8 protein-coding genes are annotated in these 15,944 nt (G+C 74.4%); 3 read left to right on the top strand and 5 right to left on the bottom strand.

Annotated elements, in window-relative coordinates:
• From AB0D49_RS26675 to eccD, 4 genes are all read right to left on the bottom strand, one after another.
• Positions 1–332, bottom strand: a 332-nt coding sequence (locus tag AB0D49_RS26675; protein WP_362761816.1) for a hypothetical protein, incomplete at its 3' end; no start/stop codon positions are given.
• Between the two features lie 144 nt (positions 333–476).
• Positions 477–1,142, bottom strand: coding sequence for a response regulator transcription factor (locus AB0D49_RS26680; RefSeq protein WP_362761818.1), 666 nt, complete (start codon positions 1,140–1,142; stop codon positions 477–479).
• 235 nt (positions 1,143–1,377) lie between these two features.
• Positions 1,378–2,928 (bottom strand): type VII secretion protein EccB, encoded by a 1,551-nt coding sequence (gene eccB / locus AB0D49_RS26685; protein WP_362761820.1) that lies wholly within the window; start codon positions 2,926–2,928, stop codon positions 1,378–1,380.
• Positions 2,929–3,003: 75 nt separating this feature from the next.
• Positions 3,004–4,416, bottom strand: a complete 1,413-nt coding sequence (eccD, locus tag AB0D49_RS26690; RefSeq protein ID WP_362761822.1) for a type VII secretion integral membrane protein EccD — start codon at positions 4,414–4,416, stop codon at positions 3,004–3,006.
• Between the two features lie 614 nt (positions 4,417–5,030).
• Between eccD and eccCa the strand changes: the two genes are divergently transcribed.
• Entirely contained in the window at positions 5,031–9,068 is a 4,038-nt protein-coding gene (gene eccCa, locus AB0D49_RS26695) for a type VII secretion protein EccCa (RefSeq protein WP_362762120.1), read from the top strand.
• An 8-nt stretch (positions 9,069–9,076) separates the two neighbouring features.
• Here the strand turns inward: eccCa and AB0D49_RS26700 are convergent, their stop codons facing one another.
• A complete protein-coding gene (locus AB0D49_RS26700; protein ID WP_362761824.1) occupies positions 9,077–10,339 on the bottom strand; it encodes a S8 family serine peptidase in 1,263 nt (420 codons plus the stop codon).
• Between the two features lie 257 nt (positions 10,340–10,596).
• Here AB0D49_RS26700 and AB0D49_RS26705 point away from each other — a divergent pair, with 257 nt between their 5' ends.
• On the top strand, positions 10,597–13,722 hold the full coding sequence (locus AB0D49_RS26705) for a hypothetical protein (RefSeq protein WP_362761826.1): 3,126 nt from the start codon (positions 10,597–10,599) through the stop codon (positions 13,720–13,722).
• A 473-nt stretch (positions 13,723–14,195) separates the two neighbouring features.
• Positions 14,196–15,944, top strand: coding sequence for a hypothetical protein (locus tag AB0D49_RS26710; protein ID WP_362761828.1), 1,749 nt, complete (start codon positions 14,196–14,198; stop codon positions 15,942–15,944).

The following is a 15,944-nucleotide window of genomic DNA, read 5'->3' on the forward strand; positions in this document are numbered from 1 at the left end:
ATCATCAGATTCGTGTACTCCACCTGATACGCCGACTCGTCCGCGAAATCCCCCAGCTCCCGCGCCGAATCCACCAGCCCCTGCAACACCGCCTTCCCGTCCGGCGACGCCAATGTCAGCATCGCCTCCAGATAGGCGTCCCCCCACTCCCCCGACGACATCGACGACACCGACGTCGCCAACTCCGCCAACAACCCCTGCAACTCACCCAACTGCGACTCCAGCTCACGCTGAGGCGCCACCAGATGCGCACGCATCAACACCGGATCGGCATCCGGCATCTCCGAACCCGTCAACGCGAGAAACAGACCATTGAGCGCATCCGAAGCCATCGAAATCCCTCCCAGTCGCCGGTGTCGTCCCTGATCACCGACACTGAGCCGCCACTTACCGGATACTCCACAACGGAAAGGGGCACACCGTCGGCCATTCCAACGGTGCGCTCCCTGAAATCAAGCGGGGTCACCGGACGGGTGTCAGAGAATCCCCGTCCGTACCGCCTGGGCCACGGCCTGTGTCCTGTTCTTGCATTTCAGCTGTTTGACGCTGTCATGGATGATGCCTTTGATGGTGCGCTCCGAATAACTCATCCGCTCGGAGATCTCCACCGTGTTCAACCCTTCGGACAACATGCGCAGCACCTCGATCTCGCGGGCGGAGAGCCCACCGCGTCGAGTGAGCCGCGCCAGCGTCTGCTGCCGCTGCTGGTGGCCCAGCTCCGCGATGAGGTGGCCCACCAGTTCGTCCGGCATCCGGCTGCGTCCAGAACTCGCCTCCATGGTCGCGTGGAGCAACTGCTCCAGGCTTGAGCTGCTCCGGTAGAGAAAGCTGGTCAGCCCGTACTCGACGGCGAGCGTCAGCTGACGCTCGTTGACCCGGTCCGCCATCACCACCACGGGGACGGGCGCGTCCCCGGCCCGTGCCGCGTCCTGCTTCAGGACCCTGAGCCAGTCGTCGTCCAGACTGTGGAGCAGCATGACCGACACGTCCGCCTCGGCCAGCCCCTGCTGGGGCAGGATGGTCACGGTCGCCCGCGCCTGAAGATAGGCGCTGGTCGCGTGTTCGAGGATGGTGTCACTGGCACGCAGTACGACCGAGATCGGTACGCCCAGCGAGCCGGCGATGCCATCCGCTTGAGTCATTGTCACTGTCACTTCGGTTCCCCACATAGAGCCGACATACGAAGCTCGGTTCTGTGCCTTGCACCCCTCCCCGCCACACTCGCCGACTCCGAGCGGCATCCGCGTGTCGATGCGTGACTAGGCACTCCTGCACCGTAGGCGACGGTCGAAGCGCTGAGCTTCCGTCAAATGACCGAGTGTCACTTCACCCGTTCCGCCATGACCTCAACCCTTTTGGGTTGTTTTCAAGCAACCGTCAGCGGATCTTGACCGGGCCGGAACCGGGCGCGGTCGGCGCGCCCGTCGCCCCCTCGCCGCCGGTGCCGCCCGATCCCGCGCAGCCCGGCGCCGTACTGATCACCGGCCGGCCGGACAGCGCGCTCTGCGGTGACAGGTCGGGGCCGGTCGGCACCATCGCCAGCAGGCTGGACGGGAGTCCGCGCGCGGTGGCCAGGTCGTAGCCGAGGGCGGCGGCGGCCTCCGGGGTGGGGACGCGGTACTTGAGTCCGGTCTCGGTCACCAGATAGGTGGTCGTGCCGACCGCGCCGCCGCCCGCGCCCAGCGCCCGGACCAGGCTGCCGCCGTCCGGTTCCACCGCCACGGCGTCCACCGGCACACAGGCGGGGCGGGTCGGCGCCTTGGCGTCGGCGGGCAGGACGCCCGCGTCGACCAGCGCCACGCCCACCGACATACCGCCCTCCTCACCGCCCTCCTCACCGACCGCCCCGGCGCCCTCCCAGCGGACGCAGACCGCCTGACCGCTGCTCACCGGCAGCAGGTTCGGCGGGGTCCCCGGCAGGGACGCGCCGGTGGTCTCCACCGGCGAGCCGGACGTCAGCCGCCCGCCCAGGCTGTCGGCGGTGATCGGCACGGCGACCGGGGCGGCACCGTCGTACGCCTTCTCTCGGACGCCGGGGCCGCTCAGGGACAGGGCCGCCTGGGTGGCGGTGAGGGGGACGAGGCCGGAGCGGAGCAGGAGGTAGTAGCGCTCTCCGGAGCCAGGGGTCCGGACGACGAAGACCTGGCCGACCCGGGTCTCCCGGCCGTCCAGCGCGGGTCCTTGCTCGCCCTGGCCGGGGACCGGGGTGGGGGCGAGGTCGGGGCCCGCGGGGAGGGCGTCGAGGAACGCGGCGGAGACGGGCAGGGGGGCGCCGGCGCCGTAGCCGAGGGCCTCGGCGGTGGCGGTGCCGTCGGCGAGGCGGTAGCGGTTGCCGCGCCACACCAGGTGGTGGGTGTCGTCGGGGGCGGTCACCAGCAGGGCGTCGTCCGCGCCGAGTCCGGGGCCGGGGGTCTCGCCGTCCACGACGAGGGTGGTGGCGGCGGTGCGCTGGTTGCTGTCGGTGGTGCGGGTGGTGGCGCACACCTCCCAGCGGCCGGTGTCCAGCGACGACGCCTTGGGCAGGGTGTCGGGCGCGCCCTCGATGCCGACGGCGCCGCCGCGCGCGGTGTCGGCGAGGGACTTCGCGGGGACGGTCCGGGTCTTCATGCCGGTGCCGACGATCAGCCGGGCCGAGGCGTAGTTGCGGACCGGGCGCAGGGCGCCGTCGTAGAGGTAGCGGTTGCCGGTGCCGCTCTCCACGACGAGGGTGGTGCCGTTGCGCCAGGTGTTGTTGCCGCCCGGGGAGATGAACCCGTACACCAGGAAGCCGATGGAGACCACGACGCCGATGCCCGCGCCGATGCCGATGCCCATGTTGGTGCGGCGGTTGGGGCTCTCGGGGAAGTCCGGGTCGGTGCGCAGCAGACCGGTGGTGAGCCGGTTGACGACGAAGCGGTGGGCCTGGACCTGGTCGCGGCGGGTCTGCATGGGTGTCGGGTCTCGCTCTCGGATCGCGGATCTCGGCTCGGTGTCGCGGGCGGCCCCCGGCGCGCGGTCGGTCCCCTAGCCCTTGATGCCGCGCAGGTCGGCGTACACGTCCAGGACCCACAGCACCATCGGCAGCAGCGCGATGGCCGCCGCCGACTGGAAGAGGTCACCGGCGCGGCCCCAGTAGGGCAGCAGCCGGCGGCCGGGCACCGTCCACAGGACGATCGCGACGGCCACCGCGGCCAGCAGCAGCCCGACGGCGGTGAGCTGGCCGTCCCAGTCGCGCTGGAGCGCCGCGCACACCGTGAGCAGCACCGCGCCCAGCGCGCCGGGCACGACCAGGGCGAGCCGCTGCCAGGCGTTGCCGAGGTTGCGGCCGTGCAGCAGCAGCACGGCGGCGAGCAGGGCGCCGGTGAGCAGTTGCGGGGTGCTCAGGGCGTGGGCGAGTCCGGCGAAGCAGGCCGAGCAGATGATGCCGACGGCCAGGTACAGGCCGGTCATCCAGCGGTCGGTGGCGGCGGTGCGGGCGGTCAGCTCGTCGCTGGGGTAGGGGTCGATGCCCTCCTGGAGTTCGTCGGAGGTGGTGGGCAACGGGGGCAGCCGGAAGCCGGACAGGGCGAAGGAGATGGTGGGGACGAACGCGCCGAACAGCACGACGACGACCGTGACTCCGGCCGCCGCGCCGTCCACGCCCTCCCCGAGGGTCAGCATCAGCACCCCGCCGAGCACCCCGGCGACGGCCACCACGATGCTCGCCGCGAACGCCACCGGCCAACTGGTCACCACCGTCATCGCCAGCGCGGTGGCCAGCCCCCACAGGGCGGCCCCGGCCAGCCAGCGGGCGCCGGTCAGCGAGGAGCCGTCGACGCCGGTCGCGTCGCCCACCACCAGGGTCCCGCCGAGCGCGGCGAAGGGTCCGGCGGCCAGGCCCAGCAGGATCGCGCCGGGCATGTCGTCCAGGACGCGGGCCGCCGCGCCCGCCCCGGCGAGCAGCAGCAGGGTGGCGCCGCCGCACACCACGGCCCGGTCGGTGCCCGCCCCGTCGGCGAGGGTCAGCAGGACCAGCACGGCGGCCAGCACCGCGAGCAGCACGGACCGCAGCGCCCACCGGCTGACCTCGGGCGACCAGGAGTTGGGCAGGGCGCGGATGGTGCTGGACACCCCGTCGACCAGGTTGTCGAACCGGACCGGCGGCAGGGTCTCGGCGACCGGTCGCAGCAGCAGGGTGTCCCCGTCGTGCAGGTCGAGGGACTGGGCGGTGCCCTCGGGGTCGAGCGGGTCGCCGCCGATGCGCTGGAGGGCCCAGCCGCCGTGTTCGAGGCCCGTCTCGTACAGGTCGTCCCCGGCGTAGCCCACGATCACCGGCAGCAGGTCGGCGACCGGGATGTCCGCGGGGACCGCGAGGTCCAGCAGCTTCTCCGGTGCCCGCACGGTCAGCCGGCACAGTCCGGTCGTACCGGGCAGCGCCGCCACCTGGGTCTCGCTCATCGGCAGTGCCCACCCTCCGGACAGTCGGTTCGTGTGAGGTCCACCCGTGCGGCGCTCACCGGCGGACGGCCCGCGGAGCACCGGGACGCGGCCCGGACCCGCCCGATGGGTGGCATGGGGGGTGTCTGATGGATCTCCGTGGGCGAAGGAGCGGCGTTCGGTGCGTGCTCTCGGTGTGCCGGGCGGAAGCCCTCGTAGCGGAGCTACTAGGGCTTTTGTCCGGTGCGGCGAGAGTGCGTGCCGGGCGTCGCGACGCCACGGAGATCCGTCAGACATCCCCTAGGGGGGGCGTTGACTGCGGGGCGGTTCCCGGTGCACATAGTGGGGTCTGCGCGCGTCGCTTGGGAAGCGCGGCGGGCGGCGCGCCGGACGACGATGACCGCTCGGGCGGCGGTTTCCGCCCGAGTTGACATGGCATGACGCCCGCCCGGCTCGCCCGGCGCGGCCGATCCTGCACCGTCGGGCGCACTAACTGTGCCCCATGGGGCAAGGGCGCTCCCCGGGGCTCCGTCGGCCGGAACATATGTGTCAGACATGGTGCGGCAGCCGCTACCGCCGAACCGCCGGCCCCGGCCGGGTCGGTCCGAACAGCCAGAGGTGACGTTCCCTTGAGTGTGGTCCTCTTCCGCCGGCCCACCCGCCGTACCGGGCCCGAGATGCCCTCGGGCGACCTCGCGCTCCAGGAGCCGCCGGTGGTGACCGAACCGGCGCCGGGCAACGGCGGCGTGATGACGTATCTGCCGATGGCGATGATGACCGGCGCCATGGTGCTGCTGTACATGCGTCCCGGCTCCACCTCCAGCCCGATCACCTATGTGATCGTCGGGGTGATGGCGCTGGCCATGGGCACCATGCTGATCGGCCAGCTGATGCGGACGGCGGCGGAGCGCAAGAACAACCTCAAGGGCTCGCGCCGGGACTATCTGCGCTATCTGTCGGGGGTGCGGCGCCGGGTGCGGCGGGCGGTCGCCGAGCAGCAGCGGGCGCTGGCCTGGCGCCATCCGGAACCGGCCGCGCTGTGGTCGTTCGCGCGCAGCTCCCGGCTGTGGGAACGGCGGCCCGGCGACGACGACTTCGGGGAGGTCCGGATCGCGGTCGGCGACCAGCGGCTCGGGCTGAAGCTGACCACCACCGCGAAGACCCCGGTGGACGACCTGGACCCGCTGACCGCGCACGCGCTGCGCGCCTTCATCAACGCCTACTCCACGGTGCCGGACCAGCCGATCGCGGTGTTCCTGCGGACCTGGGCGCGGGTGCTGCTGCGCGGCGGGCGCGACCAGGTGACGGGCACCGCGCGGGCCCTGCTGGCGCAGTTGGCGGTGGCGCACGCCCCGCAGGACCTGATGATCGCGTTCTGTGTGTCGGCGGACCGCCGCGAGGAGTGGGACTGGGCGAAGTGGCTGCCGCACAGTCTGCATCCGCACGAGACGGACGGGGCGGGACCGGCCCGGCTGATCGCGGGCAACGCGAGCGAGCTGGAGGATCTGCTGGGCGACGCCTTCACCGAGCGCGGGCCGTTCGACGTGGCGGCGGAGATCGCCAAGGACGAGCCGTTCACGGTGGTCGTGCTGGACGGCGGTCAGGTGCCCGCCGGGCACCGCTTCGACCGGCAGGGCGTGCGCAACGCGCTGGTGCTCGATCTGTCGGAGGCGCTGACCTGGCGGCCCGGCCGGACCGTGCTGCGGCTCGAACTGGGCGAGGACACGGTGTCGCTGGTGCGCACCGACCGCAACCGCAAGGAGGCCACCACCCCGCTGGGCCGCGCGGACACCCTGGGCCCGGCGGCGGCCCGCACGGTGGCCGCGCTGCTCGCCTCCCGGCGGATCGGCGACGTCGGGGAGGCGGCCCGGCCGCTGGAGTCGGACATCCAGCTGACCAGTCTGCTGGGCATCCCCGATCTGCACCGGCACGACCCGGTGGCCTACTGGCAGCGCCGGGCCGGGTCGCAGTCGGGGCGGCTGCGGGTGCCGATCGCGATCGGCGCCGACGGGCATCCGGTGGACCTGGACATCAAGGAGTCGGCGCAGGGCGGCATGGGCCCGCACGGGATGCTGATCGGGGCGACCGGCTCCGGCAAGTCGGAGCTGCTGCGGACCCTGGTCCTCGGACTGGCCCTCGCGCACTCCTCGGAGACCCTCAACTTCGTGCTCGTCGACTTCAAGGGCGGCGCGACCTTCCTCGGTCTGGACGAACTCCCGCACACCTCGGCCGTCATCACCAACCTGGCCGGTGAGGCGGCGCTGGTGGGCCGGATGCAGGACGCCCTCCAGGGGGAGATGATCCGCCGCCAGGAGCTGCTGCGCGCGGCCGGCAACTACAGCTCGGTCCTCGAATATGAGCGGGCGCGGGCCGCGGGCACCCCGCTGGCGCCGCTGCCCAGTCTGTTCGTGGTGGTGGACGAGTTCAGCGAACTCCTCGCCGCACACCGGGAGTTCATGGATCTTTTCGTGATGATCGGGCGCCTCGGCCGCTCCCTCGGGGTGCATCTGCTGCTGGCGTCGCAGCGCCTGGACGAGGGCCGGATGCACCAGTTGGAGAGCCATCTGTCGTACCGGATCGGGCTGCGGACGTTCTCCGCGATGGAGTCCCGGGGTGTGCTCGGGGTGCCGGACGCCTATGAGCTGCCGTCCGCGCCGGGCAGCGGGTTCCTGAAGAGCGGGGTGGAGCCGCTGACCCGGTTCCGGGCGGCGTATGTGTCGGGCACCTACCGGCAGCGGTCGGCGGCGGCGGTGCAGGCGCAGATCCAGAGCCAGGTGGTGCCGTGGACGGGTGAGTACGTGGCCGCCCGGCAGGCGCCGGTGCCCGCGCCGGAGCCGGAGCCCGATCCGGGGGTGAGCGAGCCGGAGGGCGGCGCGGGGTCCCTGCTGGCGGTGGCCATCGGCAGTATGCGGGACGCCGGGCCGCCCGCCCACCAGGTGTGGCTGCCGCCGCTGGGCCAGCCGCCGACGCTGGACCAGTTGCTGCCGCCGCTGTCGCCCGACCCCGACCTGGGGCTGACCACCCTGGACTGGCCCAAGCGCGGGCGGCTGACGGTGCCGGTCGGCATCATCGACAAGCCCTATGAGCAGCGGCGCGATCTGCTGACCGTGGACCTGTCGTCGGCGGGCGGGCATGTGGCGATCTGCGGCGGCCCGCAGAGCGGCAAGTCGACCCTGCTGCGCAACCTCATGGCGGGGCTCGCCCTCACCCACTCCCCGGCCGAGGTGCAGTTCTACTGCCTGGACTTCGGCGGTGGCGCCCTCGCCTCGCTGGCCGGGCTGCCGCATGTCGGCGGGGTCGCGGCCCGGCTGGACAGCGAGCGCATCAGCCGGACGCTGGCCGAGGTGACGTCCCTGCTGGCCCGCCGGGAGCGGCTCTTCCTGGACCACGGCATCGACTCCATGCCGACCCTGCGGCGGCGCCGCGCGGCCGGTGAGTTCCCCGACGAGCCGCACGGCGATGTGTTCCTGGTGATCGACGGCTGGGCCACGGTCCGCCAGGACTTCCAGGACCATGTGCCGACCCTCAACCAGATCGCCACCAGCGGACTCAACTACGGCATCCATCTCATCACCACCACCACCCGCTGGGTGGAGCTGACGGCCCAGGTCCGCGACCAGTCCGCGACCCGGCTCGAACTGCGTATGGGGGAGGCGCTGGACTCGCTGGCCGACATGCGGCGCGCCAAGGAGGTGCCGCGCATCCCCGGCCGGGGTCTGACCATCGACACCAAGCTGCACTTCCTGGCCGCGCTGCCGCGCATCGACGGAGTGGAGGACGCCGAGGACCTCGCCGACGGCGTGGCCGACCTGGTGGCGGCGGTCGCCGAGAGCTGGGCGGGCCCGCCCGCGCCGCCGGTGCGGATGCTGCCCACCCACCACAAGGCGGCCGAGCTGCCGCCCTACACCCCCGCCCCGCAGGGCACGGACGCCCCCGTCACGGCCGCCGAGGCGGTGCGCCGCTTCAAGATGCCGCTGGGCGTCGAGGAGAGCGAACTGGGCACCGCCTGGCACGACTTCTCCGAGGTCCCGCACCTGGTGGCGTTCGGCGACACGGAGAGCGGCAAGACCAATCTGCTGCGGCTGATCACCCGGAACATCACCGAGCGGTTCACCCCCGCCGAGGCCCGCATCCTGGTGGTCGACTTCCGCCGCACCCTGGTCGAGTCGGTCCCCGAGGAGTACCGGCTCGGACACGCCGTCTCCCTGGACCAGCTCTCCGAACTCGTGGACGGCGCCGCCCGCGCCCTGAAGACCCGCACCCCGGGCCAGGACATCTCACCGTCGCGGATGAAGCTCGCCGACTGGTGGCGGGGCCCGCGGCTGTTCGTCCTCGTCGACGACTACGACCTGATCGCCTCCCCGCTGCGCAACCCGTTCGACGCCCTGCTGGAACACCTCCCGCTGGGCTACGAGGTCGGCTTCCACATGGTCCTCACCCGCGCCGCCGCGGGCGGTATGCGCGGGGTCAACGACCCGACCGTGCGGCGGCTGCTGGAGAACAACGCCCCCGGACTGCTGCTGTCCTGCCCGCCCTCCGAGGGCTATCTCTTCTCCAACGTCAAGCCGAAGCTGCTGCCGCCCGGCCGGGGCTTCTACATCACCCGCCGCTCCACCCTCCAGATCCAGACCTCGGTCGTGGACGAGGACCAGCCCGACCCGGGCCTGCTGTGACCCGGCCGTCAGACCTGGTCGCGGCGGTGGCGGCGGGCGAGCAGCACCGCACCGGTCAGCACCGCCGCCGCGCCCACCGAGCCACCGAGGACGGTGTACGCGCGGCGGGCCGGGGCCGGGTCCTCGACGACCGGGCTGAGCCGGATGTCCGAGGCGTCGGCGCGCAGTCGCGGCGGCGCGGTGGACAGTACGGCGGACAGGGCGCCGTACGGGTTCAGCCGGGGCACGTCAGCGGGGTAGCCGCCCGCGGTGAGCCGCGCCGCGACCTCCGGCGCCGACAGCCCGGGGTCGTAGGAGCGGACGAGGGCCGCCGCCCCGGCGACGAACGCGGCGGCCACCGAGGCCCCGTTGGCGAGGTAGTTGCCGCTGCCGCGCGGGCCGACGCCGGTGATGCCCTGGCCGGGCGCGGCGAGGTCGGCGCGGACCGGCTGGATCGCCCCGTCCGGCCGGGCGTCGGCGATGTCGACGTCGACCACGGACAGCACGCCCGGCTGCGCGGCCGGATAGAACGCCACCGGCCGCCGCTCCTCCGCCGGGGCGCTGTCGGTGACCCCGTCCGGGACGCCCGCCGCGACCACCAGCACATCCCGGTCCGCGGCGTGGGCGAGGGCCGACTTCAGCGCCCCGGACGCGGTGGTGAACCCCAGCGACACCGAGACGACGTCCGCCCCGGCGTCCACCGCCGCGCGGATGCCCTCGGCGACCCGCGCCTGGTCCGGCGCCCCGGCGGAGTCGATCCCGCGCACCGCGAGGATGCGCGCGCCCGGCGCGATCCCGCCGAACCCGCTGCCCGGCGCGGGCTTCGCCGCGATCACCGAGGCGACGAACGTGCCGTGCCCCACACAGTCGTCGGTGGCGCCCGCGCCCACCCCGCCGACCCGTCCCGCCAGCGCGGACACCCCGCTCTCCACCCCGGTGTCGACAACGGCCACGGTCACCCCGGCGCCGGTGCTCAGCTGGTGCGCCCGGGTCATCTCCAGCCGCTGCTGCGCCCAGGGCACGGCGGTCACCGTCCGGCCGGACCCCGCGGTGCAGGGCTCCCGGGTGAGATCGAAGTACGGCGGCATGACCGGCAACTTGGGCGCGGGCGCCGCACTGGCCCCGGCCGACGGCAGCGGTACGGGGGTCTCGGCCAGGGTCTCGGTACGGGTCTCGGTGCGGGGCGCGGCCCAGGCGGTGGTGCCGGTGGTGACGCCGGCCGCCGCGCCGCACAGCAGGGCCGTGGCGAGCGTGACGGCGGTGGGTCGGGAACGTCGTATGCCGGTGGTCAAGGCGGTGCCGCCTTTCTTCGGTTGCGGGGTGGCCGCTTCGTCCGGCTGCCGGGTGGCCGGTGCCGGTGGTGGTGCCGGTCTTGGTGCCGGTGCCGGGGCGGGTGTTGGTGCCGCAGCATATTCCACGCGTTCTCAACTTACGTGACTTTACCGGCCATTCACATATTCCTCGCCTCTCAGACCATCTGCTCCCCGTCCGCGTCCCCGTCCCCGTCCCCATCCGCGTTCCCCTTCCTCTCCGTGAAAGAGGCCGTCCAATGAGCCCGCACAGCACCCGCCGCGGCACCGGCCGTACCCGTACCGGCCCGCTCCGTCTGACCGGCGCCCGGGGCGTCTACGCCGTGCACGGCTCCGGATCCGTCCCCGAGCCCCTCACCGCCGCCGCGCGGGCCCTGGACGCAGTCACCGGCGCCTGGTCCTTCCCGGCCACCGCCACCGTCCTCGTCGGCGCCGGGTTCGACGACCTCGACGCCCTGTACGACACCCTGGAGCCCGCGCTCAAGGAGTGCCGGGAGGCGGGCACCACCCTGCTGCGGCTGGTGATGTCCGGCGGCGCCGGGGAGTCGGCCGACCGTCCCGCGCCCGCCCGCGCCCTCAGCGAGCGCTGGGGCGTGGACGTCCTCGCCCCCGCCGGGGTCGCCGTCGTCGTGCCCGGCGGCACCCTGTTCGCCCCCGAACTCCCGGGCCGCGCGGGCGGCTGGTGGCAGCACTCCGCCAGCCGGCGCCCCCGCCACCTCGGCCCCCGCCACCCCGTGCCCGGCTGGCAGGCGGCCCTCGACCGGGTCCCGCTGGACGGCGTACCGGGCTGTGTCGTCGAGCACATCCCGGCCGGGCTGCTCGTCCAGCCCGCCGGGGCGCCCCCGGAAGGTGTCGACGCCATCCGGTACGCGCTGCCCGTGGACCCCGAAGGCCCGGTCCTGCTGGTGGACACCGCGGGCCGGGGCGAGGTCCCGCCCGATGCCCTCGCCGACGTCCTGGCCGCGCTGCCCGCCGCCGTGCGCGGCACCGTCCGGCTGGCCTCCTGCGACGGCACCGATCCGCTCGCCGTCGCCCAGGAGGTCGCCGAGCTGCTCGGCACGGAGGTGCAGGTCGCCAACGGGGTGACCGTCCTGCTGGAGGAGGGCGGCGGCGCCCCGCGCACCGTACTGCTCGACGGCGACGGCAACCCGTCCTGGCAGCCGTACATCCGGACGGTCACCTGCCGCCCCACGGAGGGGAACGTCCCCGCCGCGCCCCGGATCGACAACTGGCGCGCGCCGATCGGCGGACTGCGCCCCGGCAACGGGACCGGCACCCTGCTCCTGGACAAGAAATGGCAGGTCACCGTGGTCCGCGCGGGCCTGTGGATCGGCCCCCACAAGTCCACCCCGCCACGCGGCGCCACCGAACGCCCGGTGCGCCCGGACGTGATGGCCGTCGACATCGGCGTCCCTGGGCTGCCGCTGGACGACTCCCTGCTGGAGCCCCTGGAGCGGCTGTTCACCTCCCTCCAGGACGACGTCCGCGCCCACACCCTCATCCAGCTCCTCGGCGACCCCGCCCCCGAGACCCTGCGGGCGCTGCGCCGGCTGGCGGTCCGGCACCAGGTGGCCCTGCGGTCGCAGACGGGACGCCCGGAGGGGACGGCGGCCCCGCGGATCATGGCACCGGCGCCGGCCACCGTGCGCACGGTCGCCCCGGCACCGGTGGCGCCGGCGACGCCGGTGGCGCCGGCGACGGTCACGCCTCCGGCTCCGGCGGCGACGACGGCTGCGGTCACGCCTCCGGCACCCGCGCCTGCCCCGGCACCCGCGCCCGCGCCCGCCCCTGCCCCGGCGCCCGTTGTGGCTCCCGCACCGGCCGTCGTGGAACTCCCGCTCCCCGAGCCGGAAGAGTTCCCGGCACGGCAAGAGGCCCCGGCACAGGAAGAGACCCCGGCGCCGGAAGAGACCCCCGAGCCGCCCAACCCCCTGCTGGGCCTGGGCCACCACACCGACCCGGACACCGACGCCGAGCACGACGACGAGGAGGCCGCGGCCCCGGCGTACGAGGAACCCGCTCCCGCCGCTCCCCCTACCACCCCCCTCGGCTCCACCGGCCCCGCCCCCGCCGCACACACCGGCACGAACACCGGGACCGTGAACGCCCCGGCCCGCACGGAAGGGGCCTCCGGAACCCGGACCGCCCAGGCGACGGCGGGCACCGCCGAGCCCGGCGCGCTCCCCCGGCCCACCCGCACCGAGCCGACCTGGAAGTCCGCGCTCCCCCGCGGCACCGACACCGAGCGGACCCCGTGGCCCCCGCTCCCCCCGGCCGCCGACCCCGAGACCCCCGACGCGGCCCCCGACCCCGCCCCCGACCCCCTCGACGACTCGGACCTCGCCCTCCCGGCCACCCCCATGGCGGGGCTGATGAGTTCACTGACCCCGGACGGCGGCCGGGCCCCGGCCCCGGACCCGGCACCGGAGCCGGAGCCGACCTCGGAGATGGCCCCCGAGACCACCCCCGACCCGGCACCCGAGCCCGACACCGACACCGGAACGGACACCGACACCGACACCGACACCGGAGCCGACACCGGCACCGACCTCCGTACCGTCACCTGGCTCCCCGTCCGCCTCTCCCACCGCCCCTCCGGTGCCGACCGCGACACCGTCCGCGGCGCGCTCGGCGCGCGGTGGGACGGTCACGCGGGCGCGGTGAGCCGGGCGCTGACCCGGCTGCCCGCGCTGCGCAACACCACGGACCCCGAGGACGCCGCCGCCGATCTGACGGCCGTGCACGCCTATCTCACCGAGGAGTCCGGCGCCCGGCAGACCCTGCTGGCGGCGCTGGCGGCGGGCCGGGGCGACCTGCTGCCGTTCCTCGGCTGTGTGGCGTCGGGGCTGCGCCGCCTGCCGTCGTACCGGGGGGCGGCCGTGCGGTCGGCGGGCGGGTCGCTCGGCGAGGCCGCCGAACTGCTGCTGCCGGGCGAGGAACTGGGCGAGGCGGCGCCGATCGCCGCCCTCGGCTTCGACAAGGCGTACCCGGCCGTGCCCGCCGACCACTATCTGATCTGGTCCATGACCGGCCGCAAGGCCGCCGCCGCGCTGGTCGAGCCGGACCCGGCGGCGGGCGCGGCGGACGACCCGGCGGGCGAGGTGCTGTTCGCCCCCGGCACCCGGCTGCGGGTCCTCCAGATCACCCGGCGCGGCGGCGCCCACGCGGTGCTGCTGCGCGAACTCCCCGAGGCGGCACCGGCCGCCGCGCCCGGACGGCTCGACGACACCGACAACACGGTGCTCAAGCGGCTGCTCGGGCTGCTGGACCTGCCCACCGCACCGGGCACGGGCACCGGCACAGGCGGCGGATGGCCGGACCGCCGCACGGGCGCATTGGGGGTGCTGACTCCGGACGACCTGTGAGACCGGCATCAGAGGCTGGTCACGGGGCCGGTCACGGGGCTGGTCACGGGGTGGGGCACGGGGTGGGGCACGTCCCGGAAAGGGGGTGGAAGGGTGAAAGCGGCGGGTGTTCTTCCCCTATGGGCAGAGGTGTCCGTTCAACAGGCACATCGGCCCGGCCGTCGTAGGCAAAGCCGTTGCGTGGCGCGAGAGTGGAGCCCATCGGGAAGCCGGGCTCGGAGAGGAACCGGCTTCCCGACCCAGCCGCCACGCCTCCCCTCCGGGCGAGCGCCCGCGTCAGCGGTGCTCCTCTTCGCCCGCCACCTCTCCAGTCGGCAGGTCGACAACACCACAGACAGCTTCCCCGGGCCCGTCCAGGTCCTAGGCGAAGTGAGGACGGCCGTCGCTTCGTGGGGGAGGCGGCGGTCGTCCTGTCTTCCGGCCCGCGCCTCCCGCAGCGGAGCGAGAGCGAGCAAGACGAACAAGGAGCCAAGATGGCCATAGACAGTCCGGTGGGCGGTACCGCGCCGCCCACCATGGGGGCGGCCCCGTCGATCCGACGGGCGATCGCGCTGCCCCTGAACGAGGACGACTCCGGCGGGGGCGCTGCCTCGGCGCTGCTCTCCGCCGGACAGGCGGCGCGCAGCGCCACCGCCACGGCCGGGGACGGCGGTTCCGCCACCGGCGGCCGGGCGTCCAGGTCCGGCGGTACGGCCACGGCGGCCGTGCCCGCGACCTTCGCGCCCTCCGCCGCCGCCGCCGCGGCGGCCACGGCGTCCGGTGCCGGCGAGGGGCGTTCCGGGCGGCTGTTCCGGGGGCGTTCGCGCCGTCAGCAGACCGCGGCGGGCGCGCCCGGCGGGCCCGGTCTCACCGTGGTGCCGCCGACCGCCGACGGCGAGGGCCCCGAGGGCCGGCTGGCCGCCGCGGCGGCCGAGGGCGCGGTGCAGAACCGCCCCGGGCGCACCGCGACCGGACACGGCGGGCCCCGGCGGGGCAAGTGGCCGCTGATGGCCGCCGCGTTCGCGGGCGCCATGCTGGTGTCGGTGCCGCTGCTGAACAACAACCCCGGCACCAAGACGGTCACCGGCCTCGACGAGCTGAACAGCACCGCCGACGCCTACGCCAGCGACATGCCGACGCACGAACCGCAGGACGGCGCCGCGACCCCGCTGGTCCCGGAGCCGGAGCCGAACCCGGACTCGGGCGCGCCGCTGCTGACCAGCGTCGGTCCGACCCGGTCGGGTCCGTCCGGTGACACGACCCTGGACGACAACCTCCAGACGGTCCCCGGCAAGACGGTCCCGGGCAGCACGCTCCCCGGCAGCACGCTTCCCGGCACCACCGGGAGCGGCCCGGCGGAGGCCGACGGCCCGGCACCGGTCAAGGGCGGCGCCCCCGGCGGCACCCTGTTCGGCCCGCCGTCCGTCCTAGGCGTCCCCGGCCCCTCCGGGAACCAGGGCAACGGCAAGACCAAGCCGGGCAAGACCGACGACACCGACTCGGGTACGTCGGACTCCCCTTCGTCCGTGGAAGCCCCGGCGGGGGAGCTGCGCGACGACGCCGTGCTCCAGCCCACCCGGGGCCGTCCGCTGATCCCGGCCATCGACGCCATCCCGGCGACCGAGAGCGAGCCGAAGGCACAGCCCAAGGCACAGCCCAAGGCCGAGCCCAAGGCGCAGCCGAAGGCCCAGTCCGCGGCGGCGCCCAAGTCCGCGCCCAAGGCCGAGCCCAAGGCGCAGCCCAAGGCACAGCCGCAGAGCGCGTCGAAGACCCCGATCAAGGCCGAGACCCGGGCCGCCACGGACGAGCCCGCCGCCAAGCCGGTGGCGAAGCCCGAGCCGAAGCCCGCGCCCAAGCCGAAGCCGAAGCCCGCGCCGAAGCCGGTCGCCAAGCCGGCCACGCCGGACTGGTCGACCCGGGTCGTCTCCGGCACCTACCGGCTCGACCCGGGCCAGTCGGTGGCGTCGAACCGGATGAAGATCACCCTGCGCGGCAGCGGCGATCTGGTCATCACGGACGAGAACGGTGTGGTGCGCTGGTCCTCCGGGACCTCCGGCTCCGGCAACCGCGCGGTCTTCCAGGCCGACGGTCACTTCGTCGTCTACAGCTCCGACGACAAGACCCTGTGGTCCTCCGGGACCGCGGGCAACCCCGGTGCCCGGCTGGTCATCCAGGAGGACGGCAACGTCACCATCCTGGGTGCGGGCGGCGGGGTCCTGTGGTCCGCGGGGACCCAGCACTGA

The organism is Streptomyces sp. NPDC048290, from assembly GCF_040652095.1.
In the GTDB taxonomy this organism is placed as follows: Bacteria; Actinomycetota; Actinomycetes; order Streptomycetales; family Streptomycetaceae; genus Streptomyces.